We start from the raw sequence: 21,005 nt of genomic DNA, 5'->3' as shown, positions 1-21,005 counted from the left end.
GTGCCCGTGCGGTGCACACCAGGGCACCCAGCTCCATCACCGCGATGTTCCAGGCACAGGCGAACTGCCCGCCGTCATGCTCCGGGTCCGGGAACACATCATGGGCCAGTCTGCGCTGTTCGGCCGTGTAGGTCTTCCCCGCCAGTGCATGCCCGGAGAACACCCGGGCGTGGACTCGGCGGATATTGGTGTCCACCACCACCTCTGGCTGGTCGAAGGCGAAGCAGGCCACCGCTGCTGCGGTGTACTCGCCCACCCCCGGCAGGGCGCGCAGCTGATCCCTGGTGCCGGGAACTTCTCCGCCGTGCTGATCGACAATCGCCTGCGCGGCCTGCTGCAGGCGCAGCGCCCGCCGCGGGTAGCCGAGCCGGTCCCAGACAGTGAGGATCTCAGCGGTAGGTGCGCCGGCGGCGTCGTACGGGGTGGGCCAGCGGCGCATCCACTCCTGCCATCTCGGCAGCACCCGGGCCACGGGGGTCTGCTGAAGCATGATCTCCGAGACCAACACCCCCCACGGAGTGCATTCGGCGCGGCGCCAGGGCAGATCCCTGGCCTGCTCGGCGTACCAGGCGATAACCCCCTGGTGAACGGGGCCGGGGGAGAGCGTGGCGGGACTCATACCCGTTCGTAGAGCTCGCGCAGCTCCGGCGGGATCGGATAGACGATGCGGGCGCCCTTGGGGGCAGGCACATCCGCCCCGCGCATCCGCCGGCCGGCCTCGGCGCCGAAGAAGTTGATGCCCACCGCAGCAGTGAGGAACGCTGGTCCCAAGCACAGCAGAGTCCCAGCGATCCAGGGCCACAGACTCGGATCGTCCAAACTGGCAGCCAGGCCTGACCAGCCCCCGGCGAAGATCAGGCACAGCACCGCGCCGATGCTCAGCACAATCCCCAGGAACCAACTCAGTCCGGCCGCCGGGGCCACACCTGGTTCCTCCCCCGCGATCACCGTGTTGTTCCGCGGTTCGCAGCGGAAGATCAGCCAACCGCCCACCAGGCCCCAGGCCGCCACCACCAGATAGGCGGCGATCATATCCGAGGGCCGGTGCCAGGCCTCGATGAACAGATAGGCACCCCAGCCGCCGCCCCAGACTGCGCCCAGCACACCGAGACCCGGCCGGGCCTGCGGGCTGGCCACCAGGAACACTGCCACCGCCACCGAGGCGGCAATAGTGGTATGCCCGCTGGGCAGCGAATTATTGGTCCAATAGGTGGGATTGCCCACCAGATCGGGGCGGTCCAGCATCCCATACTTCAGCACCTGGGTGGAGATATTGGAGGCCAGCACAGTGCCCACCGCGATGAGCCCGGCAAGATACTTCCGCCGAGCCAGCACAATGACCGCGAAGATCACCGCCGGCGGGAGCACCATGAAGACCGCGATCCACTTGTTGTTCGGGTTCAGCTCCGGCAGCGGATGGTTGAAGTGATCAGCGGTCAGCCGCATCACATTGTCCAGGAACTGACCCGACTCGGTGCGCACAAAATACTCATAGACCGCCAGGAACAGCACCCCGCACACCAGAAGCCCCGTAATCCAAAGGCCGGTGCGCCGGGCAGGCGGACGCAGAGCAGAAGACATGCCGCCTATTCTCTCAGAAGTTGGCAGGCGTGCCCTAGGATGAACTCCATGCCAGCAGCTCAGCAGGGCCAGCCGTCCCCAGGCGAGTACCAGTTCGGCCGACAGCGGTGGCAGCAGCCCGAGCCAGCCCCCTCCGGCGGACTGCCCGCACAGCCCCCGGGAAGTCTGGACGAGGCTGCGGCCGCTCCGCACGGGGCCGGCCAGATTCCACCCCCGCCGCCAGGTTTCCGGCGGGCCTGGACACTGGCCTGGGCCTATCCGCTCACGGCGTTCACCCTAGTGTTCACCGGTGCCAGCATCTCGGTGATGGTCGACTACGCCAATGAGGGCGACACCGGCCAGATCTTCACCGCACTGTTCATGACTGCCGGCTTCGCCGCCGCCACTGTGGGGCTAGGTGCCTGGCTGATCCGCATCCACCGCCGCCGAGCCGTCTACCGGCGCATTCTGGACGACTTCTACGCCAGGCACTTCGGCTACCACCCTGATTCCCGGTGAACGCACTACCCTCCCTCGAGGAGGTTCTCGAGGCCGCAGTGGTGGTCTCACTGCCCATGCGAACCCGATTCCGCGGTCAGCACGCACGTGAGGTGACGCTGCTGCGCGGGCCCGCAGGCTGGGCGGAGTTCGGCCCCTTCGCGGAATACGGCCCCGCGGAGTCCGCGCACTGGCTGCGCGCCGGCCTCCACGCGGGCTGGACCGGGCTGGGCAGCCCGCTGCGCCGATCAGTGCCGGTCAATGCCACCATGCCTGCGGTGGGCCCAGATCAGGTGGAGACCGTGCTGAGCCGCTATGGAGACCCTGACAGTATCCCAGCGGTGAAGATCAAAGTCGCCGAACCCGGGCAGAGCCTCGAGCACGACGCCGCCCGGGTCACCGAGGTCTGCCGGCTCGCCCCAGCAGCCGGTATCCGGGTGGACGCCAATGGTGCCTGGGACATTCCTCAAGCAGTGCGGGCCTTAGGCCAGATCGCTGAGATCGCCGGGGGGCGCTTCGAGTACGCCGAGCAGCCGGTGGCTGGGATCGAGCCGCTGGCGCAGCTGCGCGAACAGCTCCATGCCGCCGGTGCGCCGGTGCCCATCGCTGCCGATGAGGCAGTCCGCAAGGCAGAGGATCCGCTGCGGGTTGCCCGGCTGGGAGCCGCCGACCTGATCGTGGTCAAAGCGCCCCCGCTGGGCGGTGTCGACCGGGCCCTGGAGATTGTGGAGCAGGCCGGACTGCCGGCTGTGGTCTCCTCCGCCCTGGACACCTCCGTGGGGCTCACCGCCGGCGTTGCCCTGGCCGCCCGGCTCCCTGAGCTGCCCTACGCCTGCGGACTGGGCACTGTCACCCTGTTCCGCGGAGAGCTGGTGGCCCAGCCGCTGGTGCCCACTGGGGGCATGATCCAGGTCCCCGTGGCAGAGACAGAAGGGGGCGTCGTCGTACGCTCACCCATCCCAGATCCGCAGCTGATCAGCGACCATCGCGTCACCGGGGACCGTGAAGCCTGGTGGTTGGAGCGGCTGCGCTGCGCATACCATGTACTCCATGGCAGCTGAGAGGGGTTTGTTCCGCGAGTTCGACGACTCGAGGGACTCCGAATCCCTCCGCCTGGCCCGCCGGGTGATCCGGGGCCTGACACTGCAGATGCGCCATGTGGTGCTCTGTCCGGGCTCGCGCTCGGCTCCGCTGGCCTATGCCCTGGCCGAGGCCGAGCAGCTGGGTGCGCTCACCCTGCACATCCGCACTGACGAGCGGGCTGCCGCCTTCACCGCCTTAGGCATAGCACTGGCCACCGCAGAGCCGGCCGGGGTGGTCACCACCTCCGGAACAGCGGCCGGGAACCTACTGCCGGCGGTGATGGAGGCGGATATGAGCGGGGTGCCGCTGGTGGCGATCACCGCGGACCGTCCCGAGGCTCTGCACGGCACAGGGGCCAACCAGACCGTTTGGCAGCAGGGGATGTTCACAGGCCGGGTGCGGGATGAGCTTGCCCTGGAGCAGTCAGCCATCGCTGAGGGCACCCTGCGCCTGGAGCCGGTCTCCCGGGACGATATGCTCGCCGCTGAGACTCAGACCGCCCTGCTGCTGCGCGCGGCCACCACCGCCACGGCACGTTCGGCGCCCGGCCCGGTGCACCTGAACATCGGATTCGCCGATCCGCTGGTTCCCGCCGGCGCCGAGGTCGGGGGGCCTCCGCCCGGGCCGACGGCAGGGGCCCCGGGCTTGGCACCTCAAGAGGGTCCGGCAGCTACGATCGGCCGCTGGGCCCGCCGTGGGGTGATACCGGCCAAGGAGCGGGAGCGTATGTACAGTGCGGCTCGGCCTGAGCCTGGGCCGGCGGAGCTGCTGAGCGGGCCCGCGGCGGAAAACGGAGCGGGGGCGCCGGGCACCTCAGGCAGCGAGGGGGAGCCCCGCCCGTTGCCGGGACCAACCCGGACACTGTTTGTCATGGGCCACGCTGCGCCGCCGGAGGCGATCGAACTGGCGCGTGCCTTGGGCCATCCGATGCTCGCCGAACCCACCTCCGGCGCCAGGTGGAGCGATCTGGGGCCCGTCCAGGGGTACCGGCTGCTGCTGCAGTCGCCGGAGGGCTCGGCTGCCGCGCAGCTTGTCCAGACTACCGAGCGCGTGGTGGTGGCAGGGCGCCCCACCCTCACCCGGCCGGTGCAGCGGCTCATCTCCCGGCAGGACCTCGAGGTGGTTCAGTACGCTCCGCAGGCCGAACCCTGGCATGACCAGCGCCTGCCCCGCCGGGTGATCACCACTGCCGGGGCCCTGGCGGAGTTTGCCGGGCAGGTCAGCCCCGAATGGGCCCGTGACTGGGAGGAGAGCGGGCTGAAGGCCCAGGGCATCATCGATTCGGTGCTCCGTGAGGAGGATGAGGCTGCCGGCTCGCTCAGCTCGGTGCGGGCCGCACAGTTCGTTGCCGAGACCGTGCGCACCCCCCTGCTGCTGGGCTCCTCCTCAGTGATCCGGGACGTGGATCTGGCCGCAGCACTGACCCGCGGGCGCCGCGAGGCTTCAGCACCGGCAGTCCTAGCGCTGCGCGGCATCGCCGGAATCGACGGGAACATCTCAGCGGCCGCAGGAATGGCGCTCGCGGCCGGCCAACGGGTCACCGCCCTGGTGGGCGACCTCACTTTTCTGCATGACGCCAATGCGCTGCTCATCCCCGCCACTGAGCGGCCGCCCAACCTGGATGTGGTGGTGATCAACGATGCCGGGGGAGCGATCTTCGACCAGCTGGAGCACGGCGAGGTCGGACGGCGCCCGGGTCAGGCCCAGACCGTGGAGCGGCTCTTCGGCACCCCGCAGACTGTGGACATTGAGGCGCTGGCCGATGCCTATCAGCATGAGTACCTCTACGCGGAGGACCTCGGGGAGTTGGGCCGGGCACTGGCCCATCCGGACGACCGGCTGGGCATCCGGATCATCGAAACCCGCACAGACCGGTCCAGGCTGCGCGATCTCCACGCTAGGATCGCCGAGGCCGCAGCCCAACTCTGAGCCTGCTCAACCCGCTCTGGGCCGCACCGTCACTAGGCCCCGGTGGATGCTGCACCAGTGGGAGAAGCCATTCCTGCTGGACCACTCAGCCACCACCGAGCGCTTCGGCATTGAGCCCACCGGATGGGAGCAGATCCTCACCGAAGAGCTCAGAGACCGAGGGCGCCCAACATTGGTGTGAGTTTGATCTCGGTCTCGGCGAGTTCACTCTCCGGTTCTGAGCCCTCCACGATTCCGCCTCCGGCGCAGATTCGGATGGTGCTCTCATCCTCCAGCAGCCCGCCGCGCAGTGCGATCCCGAAGTCCGCATTGCCGGCAGCATCCAGCCAGCCAACCGGCCCGGCATAGGGGCCCCGGTCCATTGCCTCCAGCTGGGTGATCAGCTGGGCGGCCGCGGCTGAGGGCGTCCCACAGACTGCCGCGGTGGGGTGGGCCGCCTCCGCCACCTGCAGTGGGCCGGGCAGCCTGCCTGAGGGGTCCGCTGCCAGCCTGCCGCTGACGTCGCTGACCAGGTGGTAGACATTCGGCAGCTCCAGCACCCCCGGGTCGGCCGGGGACTGGAGAGACTCGGTGAGCGGACCCAGACCATTGAGCAGGGACTGCACGGCCAGATCGTGCTCCCGGTGCTGCTTGGCATCGCCCACCAAGCCCGCCGCATCATCGCGGCGGCTGATGGTGCCTGCCAATACCCGGGAGGACAGCTGGGCGCCGCGCACGCGCACCAGCATCTCCGGTGTGGCACCGAGCACCTCGCCCACCCGGTAGGTCCAGGTCTGCGGGTAGGCCTGAGCCAGTCTGGCCAGCACTGCCCCCAGCGGCAGCGGAGCCTCGGCGGAGACCACCACATCGCGTGCCAGCACCAGCTTCTCCACGGTCCCCTGGGCAATCGCCGAGAGTCCCGCGGAAACGGCGCTGAGGTGCTGGCGCTCGGACTGGGTGCCGGGTTTCAGTGCAGTGGCCGGCAGGCTGAGCGCTGGCCCGCTCGGGAGCAGCTGGGGGAGAGCACCAACCTCCCCAAGCTCAAGGCCGTGGCGGGCCAGAGTCTCGCTGAGCGGCTCAGGCTCCCCAGTGGCGGTGATCAGGGTAGTGGCGGCGTCGTCGTGCCTGATCAGCACCTCTGGCACCACCAGATGTGAGGCATAGGAAGAGTCTGCGGAGAAGGTCACCGAAACGAATCCGGTCAGTAAGCCTGCTCCGGAGCTCGATATGCCCGATTCCGGTGTTGTATCGGTCTCCACGGATGATTCAGCACCGAAGTCCGCCTCAGCGACCGCCACAGACTCCCAGAATGCTGCGAGTTCGGCGAAACGGCGGGGACCGGTGGCAGTGGCTGAGGCAGCAGCTCCCAGTCCGATCAGCCCCTCTCCCTCGCGGACCCAGACCCCAGAGGGGTCCGTATGGGGCAGCAGTGCGTTCACTCCGCCCGGAAGATCCACCTCCGCCGCCTGGAGGTGCAGGGTGGCGGGGGCTGAGGTCATAGCCAGACCATCTTACGCGGCCCAGCTCATGCGAGAATGCTGGGGTGAATCCCCGCACCGGCACCAGGGCTGACCTGGACAAGAAGCCCCAGGACGTCGCCAGCATGTTCGATCAGGTGGCAGAGCGCTACGACCTCACCAATGATGTGCTCTCCCTGGGCCAGGACCGGCGCTGGCGGAAGAAGCTCACCCAGGCGCTGGAGGTCCAGCCCGGCGAGTACGTGCTGGACCTAGCCGCCGGCACCGGGGTCTCCACCCTGCCGTTCCAGCAGGCCGGAGCAACTGCCGTGGCCTGTGACTTCTCCCTGGGTATGCTCCAGGTGGGCAAACGTAAGCACCCCGAGCTGAGCTTTGTTGCCGGGGACGGTATGAACCTGCCCTTTGCCGATGACAGCTTTGACGCTGTGACCATCAGCTTCGGCCTGCGCAATATTGAGGACACCCTGGTGGGACTGAGCGAGATGCTGCGGGTGACCAAGCCAGGCGGGCGGTTGGCTGTTATGGAGTTCTCCGACCCCACGTTCAAGCCGTTCAATGTGCTCTACAACGAGTACCTGATGCGCGCCCTGCCGCCTGTGGCCCAGGCGATCTCCTCCAATCCGGATGCCTACGTCTACCTGGCTGAGTCCATCCGCGCGTGGCCGGACCAGGACCACCTTGCCGCGCTCATGGAACAGGTTGGCTGGTCTCAGGTGCGCTACCGCAACCTCAGTGGAGGCATTGTAGCCATTCACCGCGCGTTCAAGCCCGGTGGGAACAGCTAGGCTTGACCACGATGACCGAAGACTCCCTCCCCGCCTCCGTCACCCTCCCGGCCGGGTTCGACGTGCTCGCTGATGATCCGCAGCTCTCGGCCGAGGTGACTGAGGCCCTCGACGCCGTGGAGAACCAGCTGCTGGCCGCGCTCTCCAGCACCGATGAGCTCGCCAACACTGCAGCGCGCTATCTGGCAGAGGCCGGCGGCAAACGGGTCCGGCCGCTGCTGACCATCCTTACCTCCATGCTCGGCAGCGGAACCAATGCTCATGTGTTGCAGGCCGCGGTAGTCATGGAGATGACCCATCTGGCCACGCTCTACCACGACGACGTGATGGACTCGGCGCCGCTGCGCCGGGGTGCCCCCAGCGCCCATGAAGTCTGGGGCAACTCGGTGGCCATCCTCACTGGGGATCTCATCCTGGCCCGCGCCTCCCAGCTGATGACCCAGCTCGACGAGGAGGGATCGCAGATCCAAGCCGACACCTTCGAACGGCTGGTGATGGGGCAGCTGCACGAATCCGTGGGGCCCCGCCCAGGCGAGGACCCCTATGAGCACTATCTGCAGGTGATCGCGGACAAGACCGGCTCCCTGGTGGCGGCTGCCGCGCGTCTCGGAGGGCTCTTCGGCGGGGCAGCCCCGGAGACCACCCGAAGTCTCAGAGAATACGGTGAGGCAGTGGGGATCGCATTCCAGCTGGCTGACGACGTCATCGACATCACCGCCGACCCGGCAGCCTCCGGGAAAACCCCCGGCACCGACTTACGTGAAGGCGTGCCCACCCTCCCGGTGCTGCTGCTGCGCCGCGCGGCTGAGCAGGACCCCGAAGCCCGCGCGGTGCTGACCCGGGTGCAGGGAGACCTCAGCGGAGACGCAGAGTTGGCCGAGGCTGTTGCAGCCCTGGTGGCCCATCCGGTGACTGAGGAGTCCTGGGCCATTGCTCAGGGCTGGGCGGATAAGGCTAAGGCGGCAATCGGCCCGCTGCCGGAGTCCACGGTGAAGTCAGCCCTGCTGAACTTCGCTGACGCCGTGGTCGACCGTAAGGGTTAGGAGCGCCGACTCAGCACCTGGTCCAGGGCGGCCCTGAGCTCCTTGGCGAGTTTCGCCCGGTACTCCACCCCCAGTGGGTGCCGGATCTGCCGGTAGAGCATGTCATCGCTGTAGCGCGGGAAGACGTGCAGATGGTAGTGCCAGACATGCTGGTTCCCCGCCGGCTCATTATGCTGGCGCACTGAGGTCCCCTCCGGATTCCAAGCCAGCTTAATGGCAAGGGCCACATCCCGGGAGAAGATGCTGATCTTTGCCAGCAGATCATCCTCCAAGTCGTAGAGCGCCTCGCGGTGCGCCGCAGGGATGATCATCGCGTGCCCGGCGTGCGGACCGAACCCGTCGCAGGCGATGAGTACCAGCAGGTCCTCGTCCTGGTAGACCAGGTCGGTGAGCTCGCAGCGGTTTCCCGGATCCGAGGTGTCCCCAGCGGCGAACTGGCAGAAGGGGCACACATAGTCCTCGGGGGCGTGTGAGGACCAGAGTGGGGCGCTGTTCTCCATCTCAGTCCTCTTCGAAGGAGAACTCGAGGAGGTCGAACAGGAACTCACTGACGGTGGCGCCCTCCGAGGTCCATTCGTGCTTGTCATTATTGCGACGGTGGATGATCGGGTCCGGCACTTTGAGGTCAGCGGCCTCCACGCCCCAGACCCAGCGCTCCTCCTCATCCTCCAGGAACAGCAGGTACCCCTCCTCGGTGACCAGCTCGTCCGGGTCGAAGATGAAGTGGTAGGCCTCCAGGATCTCCTCGCAGCGTCCCAGTGCCAGGTACAGCTCCTCCAGCACCAGTGGAAGCCGGGTGCGGTCTGGCAGCTCGGAGTCGGCCAGCAGCTCCGCCAGCTCCTGCCGGGAGTACCCTTCTCGCGGTGTCCATTCATCGTCCAGGTACTGTGGGACCAGGGCCTTGAACTTCTCCAGGAACATCTCCGCCACGTTCGCTCGCTTCCTGTCTTCTGCTAGCCCGCACGCCGGGCGCTGCCTGATATGGGCCGCACAGATGCCTCAGGTTTTGTGCGGAACCCGGAGGTCAGGGCCCTGGCTCGCTCTTTCTTACACCCTATCCCGGCGGGTGCGGTTCTTGAGTGCCCACCGTGGGCAGTATCTCAGCTGGTTTCAGCTCCGGGGAAGAACATGCCGGCGCCGTGGCGTTGACCAATAAGGCATACTTACCTGAGGTAAATTCGCGCGCCTGCAGTGCGCACATTGAAAGGAAACCCGCCGCACAGTGTCTGAGACTTTCCGCTCCCGGCCCATCCGCGTCGCCGTTGTCGGGGCAGGCCCCGCCGGGGTCTACGCCTCGGACATCCTGGCCAAGGCCCAGAAGAAGCACGATCTGCGCTTCAGCATCGACCTCTTCGACCGCTACCCCGCGCCCTTCGGGCTGATCCGTTACGGTGTGGCGCCCGATCACCCGCGGATCAAAGGTATCGTCAAGGCTCTGCACAAGGTGCTGGACCGGGGCGATATCCGGCTGCTGGGCAATGTGAATATCGGCACTGACCTGAGCATTGAGGATCTGAGAGCACATTACGACGCCGTCATCTTCGCCACAGGTGCCATCAAGGACGCCGAGCTGGACCTCCCCGGGATTGACCTGGAGGGCTCCTACGGGGCGGCGGATTTTGTCTCCTGGTACGACGGGCACCCCGACTACCCCCGAGAGTGGCCCCTGGATGCCGAGCAGGTCGCAGTCATCGGCAACGGCAATGTGGCCCTGGATGTGGCCCGGGTGCTCTCCAAACACGCCGAGGACCTGCTGAGCACCGAGATTCCGGAGAATGTGTACCAGGGGCTGAAGGCTTCACCGGTCACCGATGTGCATGTCTTCGGCCGCCGCGGTCCCGCCCAGGTGAAGTTCACCCCCCTGGAGCTGCGCGAGCTCAGCCACTCCCGGGATGTGGACATTGTGCTCAACGAGGAGGACTTCGACTTCGACGAGGCCTCCGATGAGGCCATCAAGTCCAATAACCAGATCAAGACCATGGTCAACACTCTGGGCAACTGGCTCATCGAACAGCAGGAGCGCGAGGAGTCCGGCCAGCCGGGGGCTTCCCGCCGGCTGCACCTGCACTTCCTGCACCAGCCGGTGGAGATTCTGGAGGGGAAGAACCCCGATGGCTCCGGCACCGGAAAGGTGGCAGGGATCAGGTTTGAGCGGATGGAGCTGGACGGCACCGGCAACGTCTCCGGCACCGGAGAGTACCTGGACTACCAGGTCCAAGCCGTCTACCGGGCAGTGGGCTACTTCGGCTCCGAGGTAGAAGGCATCCCCTTCGATGAGAAGCGCGGAGTGATCCGCAACGAGGCCGGCAGAGTGCTTGATGATCAGGCCCGGCACGTCCCTGGCACCTACGCCACCGGGTGGATCAAGCGCGGCCCGGTGGGATTGATCGGTCACACCAAGGGCGACGCCATGGAGACCATCGCGTGCCTGATTAGCGATGCCGACCGGCTGCCCGAGGCGCAGCACCCCGAGGAGGATGCGGTCACTGAGCTGCTGGAGTCCCGGGGCGTCGAGTACACCACCTGGGAGGGCTGGCTGAAGCTGGATGAGCATGAACTCTCCCTCGGCCAGCAGGCCAGTTCCTCCGGCGCTGTGGAGCGTGAGCGGGTCAAGGTCGTCCCCCGCGAGGATATGGTGAAGATCAGCCGCGCATAGCCTCAGCCCTGTGAGCTTGGGTGCTTGATCAGGGAGAATGCAATGAAGCCGGGCTCCGCGGAGAGTCTTTCAGCATGCTTGGGGTACTCGGCCTCCATAGAGGGTGCAGGCTGTGGCTCCACTAGGGCCTCAATGGCGAATCCTGCGGCAGTAAAGTCAGCAATGACCGCTGTCAGAGGCGCTCGCCTGAACTCGGCCTCAAGGCCTAGGCTCCAGGTCTCCTGGACTCGCTCATCAGCGAAGTAGCTGCCGCCGAGCCGGCGCCAGTCGGCCACCGGGTGCACAGTGGAGAGCAGCAGGCGACCGTCATCACGCAGGACGTGGTGAAACTCCCTGAGCACTGACCGTGGGTTCTGCAGATGATGCAGGACCAGGGCCATGACGATCCGGTCGAATGACTTGTTCTCGGCCCAATCCAGCGGAGACTCCAGATCGTGAACCCGGAACTCTGCCCCGCCGCCGTTGCGCTTGCTGGCCAGGCGTATCATCTCAGGGCTGGCATCGACCCCTAGAACCCGGGCGCCGCGTGCCGTTAGCTCCTGGGCGTAGAGCCCGGGGCCACAGCCAGCGTCGAGCACTGAGAGTCCCTCGACGTGGCCAAGGAGCTGAAGGAGTGCAGGACGGTCATAGTGCGCGTTGTATGGGCCGGTGGCGGCATGCGTATTAAAAGATCCCCTGAGCTGGTTCTGCTGGAATCGGTCGGTGTCGACGGGTGTCCTCTGACCTGGGGTTTTGCAGTTTCTTCTGTCGGTGGGCGTCGCTCGGAATCGGTGGATGTGGAGCAAAATGGCCACCACAATGGCCACCACATTCAGCAGGCCACAGTGTCTCCGAAGACCCCTCCCGCGCCGGGAGGTTGCTTCACTCGGAAGTTAGGTTCCAGAACCTTTCGTGGTGCCAGTCTGCTGGGAACCCCATCGCTTGCTGAGGGACGGTCGGGTAATCCGAAATCAACTCATAGAGACGTTGTGACCACGTGAGGCCTGAGGCGGTGGTCAGCAACAGTGACTGGATAGCTGCAAGTCCTGGATATATCCGAATGGGACCGTGCCGAGGGTCAGTGATCTTCCCATGAGATCGCGGCCAAGGAACGGACTTGCTCTTTGGTGCCGTAGGCGCGACACCAAGAACGACATTCCATAAGCGGCCATGGTGGGCGCCGATGTTCCGGAACCGCAGAAAAGTCCTCAGCCAGGAAGTCAACACTGGTCCGGGGACGCCGAGCTGGCGGGCGATGCGGTTCGAGTCTTCACGCTGCTGGAGGTTGTCATAGAGCGACTTCACCTGACCGAAGGTGAGCCCCTCCATCATGATCCATGAGGGAGGGAACTCCGGTTCGCCATATGTGACCAAGTAATGTTCTAAGGCAGACCGGTAATTGTGTACGTCGCCGGGGTCTTCAGGCCGGCCTTCGAGCTGACGTCGGCTGCGTTCACTCACCTGATCCAGAAACTCAGAGTGCCGAGCCCAATCTCGGAAATACGACGGCTCGGTGTACCAGAAGGCGTTCTGATGCTTCAGTGACATTTCGTCAGTCACGGCCGCCCGCAACCTGACCTCAATGTGCTCCAGTGCATCCAGGACGAGGAGCCGGAGCTGGCGGTCAAACGAGTAGAGGCTCATCACATCTTCGAATGTTGCCCCCGGCTTGAAGCCATGATTATCACGACCACGTTGGAATGGGACCATGTAGGCAGAGAGGCGGTAATAGCCGATGTTGCTGATCTGCGGGGCTGCCTGAGCTTCGTCTGTGATGGCAAGTCCACGGCTTCTGAGCAGATCCACTAACGCAGACGAGCTCAGGGGCGGCTTCTCGAAGCGTCTGCTTCCGCGGGCACGGGGCATTCGTCGCTTCGCCATGTCAGGAGTCTAGTCAGACGGGAAAGAAAAATCCCCCAAGTTGCGCTTCTGTGAGAGGCGTGGGGGATATGATGACTCTATTCTACACGAGATCCAGCTGGCCGCTCGAACCGTGTTGATTTGAGCGGCCAACCTGATGTGGTGGGCCCTGAGGGGCTCGAACCCTCGACCTGCGGATTAACTTCCCACTTCGACTTTCGCCGCCGCCCCGGAGGGCGTTCGTGGTCTGGACTGTCCCTTCACCATAGCTTGCGCCGTAGGTGCCACCCGTCCAGTCTCTACACCTTCCGAGACGTGGTCTCGGCTTGGCTCGGGATTGCCATCTAGAGGTCTTCTAGGAAGGGTTCCCCGACTTTGAGTGGTGTCATCCTCGGGGTTTCCGCCGAGGCGCTCCTATTTGAAGTCCGATGCTCTACCAACTGAGCTAAAGGCCCATGCAGCACGCTGCGCTGCCTCCCTATATTCAGTTTTGTTGTCTTCCAGGCTCAGGGGCCGGAAGCCCTTTCTGCCCAGAACAGCATCCTCTATGATAGCCCATCTTGACTCTTGCCGTTCACTTCGTTGCTGAAGATCCCCTTCTCCGCTTGCGGGTTAAGGCATCGCGGATGCTCTAGTTGGTCAGGCTTGTGAGGCACAAGGTCAGCTGCGCTTGTTGACGTCTCTGATGGCACGGTGGACCTCTTCTGCTGAGACTGGCCGGAATCCCCACTGGTCCACGCCCACGTTGACCTGTGCGGTGCCTTGGGGTGAGAGGCTGGTCTTCCAGTCGGTGTGGACGTGGCCGCACACCAGTGGCTGGCCCAGGTCGCGCAGCCTGAACTTCGCATACCGATCATGGTCGGCATGAGAGTCGCCGGCATAGGGGTAGTGGGAGAGCATGACCTTCAGGTTCTGCCCGTTGGAGCGCAGTGCGGGCAGTGAGACTTGAGCTTGGGAGACCACGGCGGTGACCCCAGCATCGAGGTATTCCTGGATGTGGAGGTGCCCGTTCTTCTCCGTGGGAGAGCACTTGTCGTGGTTGCCGGCCACCAGGTATTTAGTGCCGTTCAGGCGCTGCAGGTAGCCAAGCCCGCGGGCACGGTCGCCCATGGCGAAGTCCCCCAGAACCCACACTTCATCTTCGATGCCGACGGTCTCGTTCCACCGGGCGATGATGACCTCGTCCATCTCACCGACGCCGCCGAAGGGCCGGTCACAGTAGTCGATGATGTTGCGGTGACCGAAATGCTGGTCACTGGTGAAGAAGGTCGCCACGGGGCAGTCCTTTCGCATGGTCGAGCTCGGGGCTCACATAGGGCGAGCAGTAGAACCTGGTGGTCTCTTCCTTGCGGAGCTGGGGATAAGCGGTGGGGAACTCGGCCTTCCGCAGGTGCTGGCCCATGATCTGGACCTGCTTCTGTCCAGTCTCAGTCAGTTGCCACTCACGACCCGGGGTGGTCACAAAGGCATCAGTGTAATAAGGCTCATCCCCCTGCCGGGCCAGGGCACCAGCAACGTTTCCCTCAGACTCTCCGTGTCGGATCAGGATCAGATCCAGCGGCATCATCCTGGGCCTCCTTGTCATCTTCAGTCCTGGCCGTGGCCTTTCGTCCAGGCAGCGGTGCGGTGCCAGCTCTCCGTCGTGCGGATCGCCTGGCTTCTCGGCCGGGTTCCTCGTGCTCCAGCCAGATCCTGCGGATCGCGATCCGCAACTCAGACAGCCGCACCTCAGGGACCTCATCGGCTCCTGGATTCTCGTCGGAACCTGTGCGGCGGGGAGTGTGGTCAGCATCGAGATAGACGTCCTTTCGGACATGGCAGTCCACCGCAGTAACCTCGGGTCTGCCGACATGGTCCGCTGGCACGAAAGCCCCTGGGTACGGCTTGTTGACCGCGGCCAGGCCCTCGGCCCTCAGCCTCTCCAGCACGCCTTCGATGCGTTGGCTGTGGTGCTGACCGTCCACCCTGAGGTGCAGAGCAGGCCCTCGGGGTTCACCTGTGGCCGGGGTGGGAGTTCCGTGGGCGTGGAGGTTGATGAGCAGTGCTTCGCCGAATCGGCCCAGGATCCTCTCCAGTGTCTCGGCTAGCAGCCGATGGTAGGCCGCATGCAGACCCTGGATTTCCGCAGCTGGATCCTCGTAGGGGTCAAAAGTCAGCCGCGAGTGGAGGTTTTTGACTACGTAGGGGGTGCCGTCGTTGGCTCGATTCCAGACGTTCTGTACGCAGTGGTCTACGCCGTAGTCGGCGGCATCACGGACCTGGGCCAGCAGATCAGGATCTTCGGAGGCCTTCTCCCCCTGGGACAGGTGCCCGTCCCGTGTGTGCTCAGACGGGACACGAAGCCCCGCATGCGGAATGTGCACCAGCACCGGGAGGTTGCCGTCCATCACCCGTACCTGCAAATCCTCACACCCAGTCTGCGGGGTACGGCCAAAGACTGTCAGATCCTCGCAGATGTTCTCCGCGGTCTGGGCCTGGAAGAAGAGGTCTTTGACCCGGCGGAGCTCCTGATTCCGCCGGTGGTACCAGGCCCATTTCCCCATAACGCCGCCCCCGGTGTTGAGTACCGGGGCAAGCTCAAAGTCCTGGGCAGTGTTGTGGTCTGAGTTCTGAGTCATCACTGATCGTCTCCTTCTATACCCGAGTCGGGCAGCAGGCCGCCGGCCCGGGCTCCCATGAACTCCCCGGCACGAGGATTCTTGGACTGTTTAAGGGCTTCTGCCATGCGGTGCACCCAGGCGCCGGTGGGTTCCTCGGCGGCTTCGGCGATGAGCTGGTTCCAGTGAGCCGAGCGGCCCTCGTCGAAGACCCGCAGGAACTCCTCGGTCTCCCAGACCCAGACGGGTTTCTCCGGCCAGACTCCGAGCTGGCTGCGGTCCACCCCGGTGGTGATCGGTGGTAGCGGCACCCATTCCACCTGGGGCTCCTGCCCTTCAGTCTGCTCGTCGGGTAGGTGAAGGAGACCGAGGTTGGCATCGGGCATCTGATCACACTCGGTGGCGACCACAAGGGTCTCGTGATCGCAGCCCTCGATCTGGACCCGTGTGGAGTCTTTGACGTGGTAATGCCCGTGCGCCAGCACCCGGGGCTTAACGGCTTGGAAGGCCGCATCGAGGCGACGACGTCCCTCGGCTGCGTAGGCCAGCACCTCAGCCGAACGGCCCAGTGGGGTCTGGACGATCTTGGCGACCATATCTGTGCCGTGCCAGGGCTCCGGGGCATCGTGGGTGAGCATCACGTCGGCCGGCCCACCGGCGACGACGGTGGCGACGTCGTCGCGGGTAATCGTCTCTTCGATCCACCAGGACTGGCCGGTGATGCGGTGTTCGAAGTCCACCGACGGCGCCCCACCCAGAGACACGAAACTCCACCCGCTACGGGTGAACCGGTGACCCCGTGACAGCAGCGCGATCCGGTCCCGGGACCACATGACCGCACCCAGGGCTTCGAAACCTGCATGAGCCGGATGTTGGTCCCGGTTCTGGGCGGAGAGTTCGGAGATCTGGTGATAGTCCTCGTGGTTGCCAGGGGTGACGACCACCCGCATCCCGAGCTCCTCCAGGACTTCCTGGAGGGCATCGAGATAGTCGGCTCCTTTCTGGCCGGGCCAGATCCCGAAGTCACCGAGCTGAAAGACTTCCCGCACGCCCAGTGAATGCAGGTGGCGCAGGGAGCGGATGGCCCAGGATGTGTTGGCGTGCCAGTCCCCAGCGATCGCCACAGTGGCACCCCGGCGGGCTGTGTCAGTGTCCTGGGTGGAGTCGGTGCTGCTCATGGATTTCACCCTAGAGGGCCCCACCGACATGGAATCTGTGTGCTGCAGTCGGTCTCGTGGTCCAGGGGTCATGACGGGTCCTCCGGATCAGTGGTGGCGTGGGTATCGGCTAGGCGCTCGATCTTCTGGACCTCCGAGCTGATCCGCCAGTGCTCCCAAAACATCGGATAGTCCGGATCGTCGTACCAGAAGTAAGGACGCTCCCCAACTTTCGGCCACCAGACCACCCGAGTGAGTGGAACTGGCCTCTGGTCATGCCCCATAGACCCTGACTTCGATGCTGCCGATGGCATTCGCACGTAGGTCATCTGATCCAGATCCCAGAGATGGAGAGTGCCCTTAGTGGTGATCAGCCACCGGCCCGTGCTCTGTGGGGTGAGCTCATCGGCCAGTTCGCCGGCGGTCTCCCACTGGTGATCGCGCTGGTTCGTATCGTTGGTCTCTGTGCTGTCGTTGGTATCCATGCCCTGTGAGTGTCCGGAAGCCCCACCAAGGTGCGCAGCTCCCATGCGAGGGGTCGAAAGAACTCAGCCAGATTGGCTGGGTCGCCCCGTTGACGACCCCGGCCGGACGCTACGGGCATATGAGCACAGCAACTATAGAAACCAAGACAGATGCAACCCCGACAATGCCGAGGCTGTGGACCCGGCAGGAAGCTGCCGACTACCTCGGGGTATCGGCCAAAACGATGGCGAACTGGGCCTCCAACGGCATCGGCCCACCGTATTTCTCTCTCTGCGGCGGTGTGCTACGACCCTGAATCCCTCAGCGCCTGGCTACAAGACCAGGTCCAAAGCACACTTGGCTGAGCGCAACTGCGCATAGGCGCCACCCGGAGCACCACAGCCCTGGAAGCGGCCTGCACTGACCGTCCTCCTCGTCGTCCAGTTTGAAATAATCCCTGGAGAGGATCTGAGGGAGGACAAGGTGACGATGCCGGAGAAGACCACAGACAACGAGCCGGTCAGTGACTATGTGCAGGCCCGGCGCCTGGGTGTTCCCTTCCGTAACGGCGATGGGGCGCTGGAGTACCCCACGATGCGCAGCCGTCCCCAGCCAGATTTCACCCTGGATCAGTTTCACCGGTTGCTGCTGATCGGCAGCCTGACGATCGCGGTGCTCTACACCGTGTGGATGGTGGCACGCATCCCCTCAATGCCGGATCAAGTACCGATGCACTTCGCCGCTGATGGATCGGTCAACCGGTACGGCTCACCCTGGGAGATCCTGGGCATGGCTGCGGTGATGCTTGCTGCGATCATCGGCTGCGCGGTCCTTACCCGTTTCCCGCGGACTTATAACTACGGGCTGGGCAAGGTCACCGAGGACAACATCCAGGCCCACTACAAAAACGGTGTCCAGATGATGATCTGGACCGTGGCTACCGTGACGCTGATCTATCTGATCGCACTCGGCGGGATCGCCGGCGACTGGCCGATCAGCCCGTGGGTGTGGGTCGGACTGGCAGCAATGTTGGCCAGTCAGGGGTTCTTCATCTACCGGATGTCCAAACTCTGAACCCATCACGCCTGCCCCAAGGGAGCCGGCCACCACGGCTCAGAGCCAGGTGCCGGTCCAGTCGTAGAGCTCCCCGGTGGTGCGATACTCCCGCAGCGAGGTAATCAGACCTCCATCAACGGTAGCGATGCTGGCGCCTTCGAAAGAGCGACGACGCCCCTGCCAGGTGAAATCAAAGACCCACTCGGCTACTTCTCTACCCGGTGCGGTAAACGATGAGCTGATCTGCCAGGAATGGACCATCCCACGCTCGGAGAACCACTGGTCCGCCCACTGGAAGACCCTCTCGCGTCCACGGTAGACCGGCCCGTAGCACTCAGTGATCACACAGTCCACAGACACCAGGTCGGCGATCTGCTGCGGGTTTCCTGCGACCCATGCGTTCATATAGGCCTCAAGCACTGGGGTGCTCTGAGTTGTCATGAGTTCTCCTTGACTCCTGTGGGGATGGCTGCGGGGGTGTGGTGGCTTCGTTTCGCGGCCCATCGGATCAGCCAGGGGGACAACAGTCCGGAGACCAGGAAGAAACTCACCAGGGCGATGGGACCTGCCGGATGGCTGGTGAAGAATAGCCAGCCCAACAATGCTGGTCCGGTGGCGATGCCCAGGTGGAACAGGGCGTTGAAGGCTCCGAAGTATTGGCCTTGTAAGCCTTCCGGTGCCAGGCCGAAGGCGACCTCGAATCCTCCTGCGGCACTGTATATCTCCCCGAGGGAGTAGATCAGCACCACTACCGCTAGAACGACCAGCAGCACCGCCAGGTCTGGTTCCAGGCGGTAAGTCAGCACCAGTCCACCCATTGCTGCAGCCAATAGGACACCCGAGGCCAGAAATGCCCACCCTGCAGCCTGGTGGGTGCTGATCTTTCTGCTGATACGGACCTGGAGGGTGAAGATCACCAGGGTGTTGACCACTAGAGCGGCCGGGCCGATCCAGGCATACTCGGCATCGAGCCGGACCATGGCTAGCGGGATCAGGAAGGTCAGGAAAGCGGTGTGCAACCCCAGTAGCCCGTTGACCACTGCGGCTACCAGGTAGGGCGCATCTGTGAGGGCTTCGAGGATGGCGAACCGGCGCCGCAGCACCACTGTCCCGGCGAGACGGGGTGGGGAGGGAACTTTGCGGACCACGATGATCGCACCGAGGAATGAGAGCGTGTTCAGGGCTAGGGCTGCCATGTAGAAGGTCTCGTGGTTGATCAGTGCCACCATGGCTGCGATACCCGCTCCGGCAGCCATGGCCACGTTGCTGACGGTGCGCACTTTGGCTCGCAGTACTGCCGGACGGTCACCCCCGTGAGCGCGGACCAGCGGGGCAGCGGCAGCAGCACTTGCTGCAGCTCCCACCTCGGCTAGCAGCAGCGCGACGAGGACCAGGGTGTTGTTGAAGGCCAGGATGATCACCACTGAGGCGGCGGCCTCGAAGCCCAGAGTCGCCATGTAGATCCGTCTGGCACCGAAACGGTCCGCGACCCCTCCCAGCGGGATGCCTGCCACGGTGCCGGCGATGCCTGCGGTCAGGATGGCAAGGGCCAGGAACGCTGGATCTATGCCTCGCTGGGTGGTCAGGTAAATCACCAGCAGGGAGGCGAAGACCCCGGTCCCAGCCTTGTTCAGCGCGTAGGTCCACAACACCCCGCGCTGAGCCTGCCGCGCAGGCTGGGCATGCTCATGCGCAGGGGGAGAGCTCAACAGGGTCTCAGGTCAGCGATCAGAGACGAGCACATAGGTGCCCAGACCCAGCAATCCCGCCCCGGCTGCGGCTTCGGTGCGGCGGGCGACCTTCCGGGACTGGAAGAACCGCTGCAGTTTGGTCAGGAAGATCACCACCAGGATGTACCAGACCAGTGCCATGACCCAGAACCCTGCAGCCAGCACCAGATGCTGGACTCCAGGGGCTAGCGGAGAGAGATCGAACTGCGGGAACAACGAGAGGTAGAAGGCAGCGACCTTAGGGTTGAGCAGATTGGTAATCAGCCCTTGGCGGAAACCAGTCAGCTTCGGACGGTGGACTTTGCCTGGCTTGAGACGGAACTCCACCACATCGGGGTTATCCCCTGCTCTACGCAACTGGATGTAACTGAATACCGCTCGGGAACCCAGATAGATCAGGTACAGACCACCAGCGATCCGCACCACATCGAACAGAGTCTGAGAGGTCATCAGCAGCGCGGTCAGCCCAACCGCGGCAGCTGTGGCCAACACTGCGTTGCCCAGCATGATCCCACCGGCGGTGTATACCGCGCCGATCCGTCCGTCCTTGGCCGCGTTCTTGAACAGCAGCACCAGATCAGGACCAGGAATCACGATCACGGCCAGCGAGACCAGAGCAAAAGCAATCAGCTGTTCGGTCATATCCCCATGCTACGCACCTCCGCCCCAGCCGGATGAACATTTCTGCCATACGAGGTAACAGCTCTATGGCAGACCCGTGGGGGGCCTTGGCCCTATTCTGCGTGGTCGTATTCTTCGATGACGCCGTTGAGGATGTTGATGGTCTCCTGCTGCTTGCGCACCTCGTCAACCAGGCGATCCCGGTGGCGGCGGAGCTCGTCCATGAGGAAGCGGGTGCGCTGAGACTCGTCGATCATGCAGGGCAGGATCGGGTAGATGTCCTGACTGGAGAGCCCGGCGGCGAACATGTGCTGGATGAGTATTACTCGTTCGACCACCTCGGGCAGGAATCGTCTGTGCCCTGACCCCGTGCGTTCGGAGACCAGCAGGCCCTGCTGCTCGTAGTAGCGGATGGAGCGAGGGCTCACTCCGGTCCTGTGAGCAAGCTCACCAATGCTCAGGAGCTCTTCGGACTTGAATCTAACACCGGTGTCAGCTTTCACCATGGAGGAACCATACCCCAGCAGGT

Annotated in this window: 23 protein-coding genes and 1 pseudogene; 8 read left to right on the top strand and 16 right to left on the bottom strand. The window is 64.6% G+C overall.

The window, feature by feature from the left end; all coding sequences use genetic code 11:
• Together GNZ21_RS02685 and GNZ21_RS02680 are read right to left on the bottom strand one after the other, a co-directional pair.
• Nucleotides 1-619: pseudogene (locus tag GNZ21_RS02685) on the bottom strand (A/G-specific adenine glycosylase); the annotation flags it as partial.
• Entirely contained in the window at nucleotides 616-1,581 is a 966-nt protein-coding gene (locus GNZ21_RS02680) for a phosphatase PAP2 family protein (protein WP_157321105.1), read from the bottom strand. The pseudogene GNZ21_RS02685 and the gene GNZ21_RS02680, both read right to left, overlap by 4 nt.
• A gap of 48 nt (nucleotides 1,582-1,629) precedes the next feature.
• On the opposite strand from GNZ21_RS02680, the gene GNZ21_RS02675 reads away from it, so the two are divergent.
• The 4 genes from GNZ21_RS02675 to GNZ21_RS16060 are packed head-to-tail and all read left to right on the top strand — an operon-like array spanning nucleotide 1,630 to nucleotide 5,251.
• Nucleotides 1,630-2,079, top strand: a complete 450-nt coding sequence (locus GNZ21_RS02675; RefSeq protein WP_157321103.1) for a hypothetical protein — start codon at nucleotides 1,630-1,632, stop codon at nucleotides 2,077-2,079.
• On the top strand, nucleotides 2,076-3,119 hold the full coding sequence (locus GNZ21_RS02670; protein ID WP_188503707.1) for an o-succinylbenzoate synthase: 1,044 nt from the start codon (nucleotides 2,076-2,078) through the stop codon (nucleotides 3,117-3,119). The genes GNZ21_RS02675 and GNZ21_RS02670 overlap by 4 nt, the downstream gene beginning before the upstream one ends.
• Nucleotides 3,109-5,070 (top strand): 2-succinyl-5-enolpyruvyl-6-hydroxy-3-cyclohexene-1-carboxylic-acid synthase, encoded by a 1,962-nt coding sequence (gene menD / locus GNZ21_RS02665; protein WP_157321101.1) that lies wholly within the window; start codon nucleotides 3,109-3,111, stop codon nucleotides 5,068-5,070. Before GNZ21_RS02670 ends, menD begins: the two co-directional genes overlap by 11 nt.
• A 46-nt stretch (nucleotides 5,071-5,116) precedes the next feature.
• Nucleotides 5,117-5,251 (top strand): hypothetical protein, encoded by a 135-nt coding sequence (locus GNZ21_RS16060; protein WP_268234851.1) that lies wholly within the window; start codon nucleotides 5,117-5,119, stop codon nucleotides 5,249-5,251.
• On the opposite strand, the gene GNZ21_RS02660 is transcribed toward GNZ21_RS16060, so the two are convergent.
• Nucleotides 5,220-6,548, bottom strand: coding sequence for an isochorismate synthase (locus tag GNZ21_RS02660; protein ID WP_157321100.1), 1,329 nt, complete (start codon nucleotides 6,546-6,548; stop codon nucleotides 5,220-5,222). The two genes, GNZ21_RS16060 and GNZ21_RS02660, sit on opposite strands and share 32 nt — an antisense overlap.
• A 104-nt stretch (nucleotides 6,549-6,652) precedes the next feature.
• Between GNZ21_RS02660 and GNZ21_RS02655 the strand changes: the two genes are divergently transcribed.
• Together GNZ21_RS02655 and GNZ21_RS02650 are read left to right on the top strand one after the other, a co-directional pair.
• Complete coding sequence (locus tag GNZ21_RS02655; RefSeq protein WP_157321117.1) at nucleotides 6,653-7,312, top strand: demethylmenaquinone methyltransferase; 660 nt, start codon at nucleotides 6,653-6,655, stop codon at nucleotides 7,310-7,312.
• Between the two features lie 11 nt (nucleotides 7,313-7,323).
• The gene (locus tag GNZ21_RS02650) at nucleotides 7,324-8,355 is read left to right on the top strand and encodes a polyprenyl synthetase family protein (protein ID WP_157321098.1); all 1,032 of its coding nucleotides are present in this window, start codon (nucleotides 7,324-7,326) and stop codon (nucleotides 8,353-8,355) included.
• On the opposite strand, the gene GNZ21_RS02645 is transcribed toward GNZ21_RS02650, so the two are convergent.
• The gene (locus GNZ21_RS02645) at nucleotides 8,352-8,855 is read right to left on the bottom strand and encodes an HIT family protein (RefSeq protein WP_157321096.1); all 504 of its coding nucleotides are present in this window, start codon (nucleotides 8,853-8,855) and stop codon (nucleotides 8,352-8,354) included. The genes GNZ21_RS02650 and GNZ21_RS02645 overlap by 4 nt on opposite strands.
• 1 nt (nucleotide 8,856) lies before the next feature.
• On the bottom strand, nucleotides 8,857-9,285 hold the full coding sequence (locus GNZ21_RS02640) for a hypothetical protein (protein WP_188503706.1): 429 nt from the start codon (nucleotides 9,283-9,285) through the stop codon (nucleotides 8,857-8,859).
• Nucleotides 9,286-9,577: 292 nt separating this feature from the next.
• Here GNZ21_RS02640 and GNZ21_RS02635 point away from each other — a divergent pair, with 292 nt between their 5' ends.
• Nucleotides 9,578-11,011: an FAD-dependent oxidoreductase gene (locus GNZ21_RS02635; protein WP_188503705.1), complete on the top strand. Its 1,434-nt coding sequence runs from the start codon at nucleotides 9,578-9,580 to the stop codon at nucleotides 11,009-11,011.
• A gap of 2 nt (nucleotides 11,012-11,013) precedes the next feature.
• Here GNZ21_RS02635 and GNZ21_RS02630 read toward each other — a convergent pair whose 3' ends face one another.
• The 7 genes from GNZ21_RS02630 to GNZ21_RS02600 all read right to left on the bottom strand — a co-directional run bounded on the left by GNZ21_RS02630 (nucleotide 11,014) and on the right by GNZ21_RS02600 (nucleotide 17,089).
• Nucleotides 11,014-11,805 carry a class I SAM-dependent methyltransferase gene (locus GNZ21_RS02630; protein WP_268234849.1) on the bottom strand — a complete coding sequence of 264 codons (792 nt, stop codon included), beginning with the start codon at nucleotides 11,803-11,805 and terminating at the stop codon, nucleotides 11,014-11,016.
• Nucleotides 11,806-11,872: 67 nt separating this feature from the next.
• Nucleotides 11,873-12,871, bottom strand: coding sequence for an Abi family protein (locus GNZ21_RS02625; RefSeq protein WP_157321094.1), 999 nt, complete (start codon nucleotides 12,869-12,871; stop codon nucleotides 11,873-11,875).
• Nucleotides 12,872-13,510: 639 nt separating this feature from the next.
• Nucleotides 13,511-14,125 (bottom strand): metallophosphoesterase family protein, encoded by a 615-nt coding sequence (locus GNZ21_RS02620; protein WP_157321093.1) that lies wholly within the window; start codon nucleotides 14,123-14,125, stop codon nucleotides 13,511-13,513.
• Nucleotides 14,103-14,414 (bottom strand): phosphoglycerate mutase family protein, encoded by a 312-nt coding sequence (locus GNZ21_RS02615; RefSeq protein WP_198345953.1) that lies wholly within the window; start codon nucleotides 14,412-14,414, stop codon nucleotides 14,103-14,105. The genes GNZ21_RS02620 and GNZ21_RS02615 overlap by 23 nt, the downstream gene beginning before the upstream one ends.
• Complete coding sequence (locus GNZ21_RS02610; protein WP_157321089.1) at nucleotides 14,374-15,468, bottom strand: N-formylglutamate amidohydrolase; 1,095 nt, start codon at nucleotides 15,466-15,468, stop codon at nucleotides 14,374-14,376. The genes GNZ21_RS02615 and GNZ21_RS02610 overlap by 41 nt, the downstream gene beginning before the upstream one ends.
• Nucleotides 15,468-16,625, bottom strand: coding sequence for a metallophosphoesterase family protein (locus GNZ21_RS02605; RefSeq protein ID WP_157321087.1), 1,158 nt, complete (start codon nucleotides 16,623-16,625; stop codon nucleotides 15,468-15,470). The genes GNZ21_RS02610 and GNZ21_RS02605 overlap by 1 nt, the downstream gene beginning before the upstream one ends.
• A 68-nt stretch (nucleotides 16,626-16,693) precedes the next feature.
• Entirely contained in the window at nucleotides 16,694-17,089 is a 396-nt protein-coding gene (locus GNZ21_RS02600; RefSeq protein ID WP_157321085.1) for a hypothetical protein, read from the bottom strand.
• 469 nt (nucleotides 17,090-17,558) lie between these two features.
• Here GNZ21_RS02600 and GNZ21_RS02595 point away from each other — a divergent pair, with 469 nt between their 5' ends.
• A complete protein-coding gene (locus GNZ21_RS02595; RefSeq protein ID WP_229659531.1) occupies nucleotides 17,559-18,143 on the top strand; it encodes a DUF1648 domain-containing protein in 585 nt (194 codons plus the stop codon).
• Nucleotides 18,144-18,182: 39 nt separating this feature from the next.
• Here GNZ21_RS02595 and GNZ21_RS02590 read toward each other — a convergent pair whose 3' ends face one another.
• The 4 genes from GNZ21_RS02590 to GNZ21_RS02575 all read right to left on the bottom strand — a co-directional run bounded on the left by GNZ21_RS02590 (nucleotide 18,183) and on the right by GNZ21_RS02575 (nucleotide 20,982).
• Nucleotides 18,183-18,566 carry a nuclear transport factor 2 family protein gene (locus tag GNZ21_RS02590; RefSeq protein WP_157321081.1) on the bottom strand — a complete coding sequence of 128 codons (384 nt, stop codon included), beginning with the start codon at nucleotides 18,564-18,566 and terminating at the stop codon, nucleotides 18,183-18,185.
• Complete coding sequence (locus GNZ21_RS02585; RefSeq protein ID WP_157321079.1) at nucleotides 18,563-19,834, bottom strand: MFS transporter; 1,272 nt, start codon at nucleotides 19,832-19,834, stop codon at nucleotides 18,563-18,565. The genes GNZ21_RS02590 and GNZ21_RS02585 overlap by 4 nt, the downstream gene beginning before the upstream one ends.
• A gap of 12 nt (nucleotides 19,835-19,846) precedes the next feature.
• Nucleotides 19,847-20,497 carry a LysE family translocator gene (locus GNZ21_RS02580; protein ID WP_157321077.1) on the bottom strand — a complete coding sequence of 217 codons (651 nt, stop codon included), beginning with the start codon at nucleotides 20,495-20,497 and terminating at the stop codon, nucleotides 19,847-19,849.
• A gap of 92 nt (nucleotides 20,498-20,589) precedes the next feature.
• Nucleotides 20,590-20,982: a MerR family transcriptional regulator gene (locus GNZ21_RS02575; protein ID WP_232532633.1), complete on the bottom strand. Its 393-nt coding sequence runs from the start codon at nucleotides 20,980-20,982 to the stop codon at nucleotides 20,590-20,592.
• Nucleotides 20,983-21,005: the final 23 nt, after the last annotated feature.

It is taken from the genome of Nesterenkonia alkaliphila, assembly GCF_009758175.1.
Classification (GTDB): domain Bacteria; phylum Actinomycetota; class Actinomycetes; order Actinomycetales; family Micrococcaceae; genus Nesterenkonia; species Nesterenkonia alkaliphila.
The sequence above is the reverse complement of the archived record's forward strand: the minus strand, read 5'-3'. Positions and strand labels throughout refer to the sequence as shown.

What these genes read in the sequence shown, in the direction of transcription:
- GNZ21_RS02680 (WP_157321105.1), bottom strand. Translation starts at nt 1,581, where the DNA reads ATGTCTTCTGCTCTGCGTCCGCCTGCCCGGCGCACCGGCCTTTGGATT.
- GNZ21_RS02675 (WP_157321103.1), top strand. Translation starts at nt 1,630, where the DNA reads ATGCCAGCAGCTCAGCAGGGCCAGCCGTCCCCAGGCGAGTACCAGTTC.
- menD (WP_157321101.1), top strand. Translation starts at nt 3,109, where the DNA reads ATGGCAGCTGAGAGGGGTTTGTTCCGCGAGTTCGACGACTCGAGGGAC.
- GNZ21_RS16060 (WP_268234851.1), top strand. Translation starts at nt 5,117, where the DNA reads ATGCTGCACCAGTGGGAGAAGCCATTCCTGCTGGACCACTCAGCCACC.
- GNZ21_RS02660 (WP_157321100.1), bottom strand. Translation starts at nt 6,548, where the DNA reads ATGACCTCAGCCCCCGCCACCCTGCACCTCCAGGCGGCGGAGGTGGAT.
- GNZ21_RS02655 (WP_157321117.1), top strand. Translation starts at nt 6,653, where the DNA reads ATGTTCGATCAGGTGGCAGAGCGCTACGACCTCACCAATGATGTGCTC.
- GNZ21_RS02650 (WP_157321098.1), top strand. Translation starts at nt 7,324, where the DNA reads ATGACCGAAGACTCCCTCCCCGCCTCCGTCACCCTCCCGGCCGGGTTC.
- GNZ21_RS02645 (WP_157321096.1), bottom strand. Translation starts at nt 8,855, where the DNA reads ATGGAGAACAGCGCCCCACTCTGGTCCTCACACGCCCCCGAGGACTAT.
- GNZ21_RS02625 (WP_157321094.1), bottom strand. Translation starts at nt 12,871, where the DNA reads ATGGCGAAGCGACGAATGCCCCGTGCCCGCGGAAGCAGACGCTTCGAG.
- GNZ21_RS02615 (WP_198345953.1), bottom strand. Translation starts at nt 14,414, where the DNA reads ATGCCGCTGGATCTGATCCTGATCCGACACGGAGAGTCTGAGGGAAAC.
- GNZ21_RS02610 (WP_157321089.1), bottom strand. Translation starts at nt 15,468, where the DNA reads ATGACTCAGAACTCAGACCACAACACTGCCCAGGACTTTGAGCTTGCC.
- GNZ21_RS02605 (WP_157321087.1), bottom strand. Translation starts at nt 16,625, where the DNA reads ATGAGCAGCACCGACTCCACCCAGGACACTGACACAGCCCGCCGGGGT.
- GNZ21_RS02600 (WP_157321085.1), bottom strand. Translation starts at nt 17,089, where the DNA reads ATGGATACCAACGACAGCACAGAGACCAACGATACGAACCAGCGCGAT.
- GNZ21_RS02595 (WP_229659531.1), top strand. Translation starts at nt 17,559, where the DNA reads ATGCCGGAGAAGACCACAGACAACGAGCCGGTCAGTGACTATGTGCAG.
- GNZ21_RS02590 (WP_157321081.1), bottom strand. Translation starts at nt 18,566, where the DNA reads ATGACAACTCAGAGCACCCCAGTGCTTGAGGCCTATATGAACGCATGG.
- GNZ21_RS02580 (WP_157321077.1), bottom strand. Translation starts at nt 20,497, where the DNA reads ATGACCGAACAGCTGATTGCTTTTGCTCTGGTCTCGCTGGCCGTGATC.
- GNZ21_RS02575 (WP_232532633.1), bottom strand. Translation starts at nt 20,982, where the DNA reads ATGGTGAAAGCTGACACCGGTGTTAGATTCAAGTCCGAAGAGCTCCTG.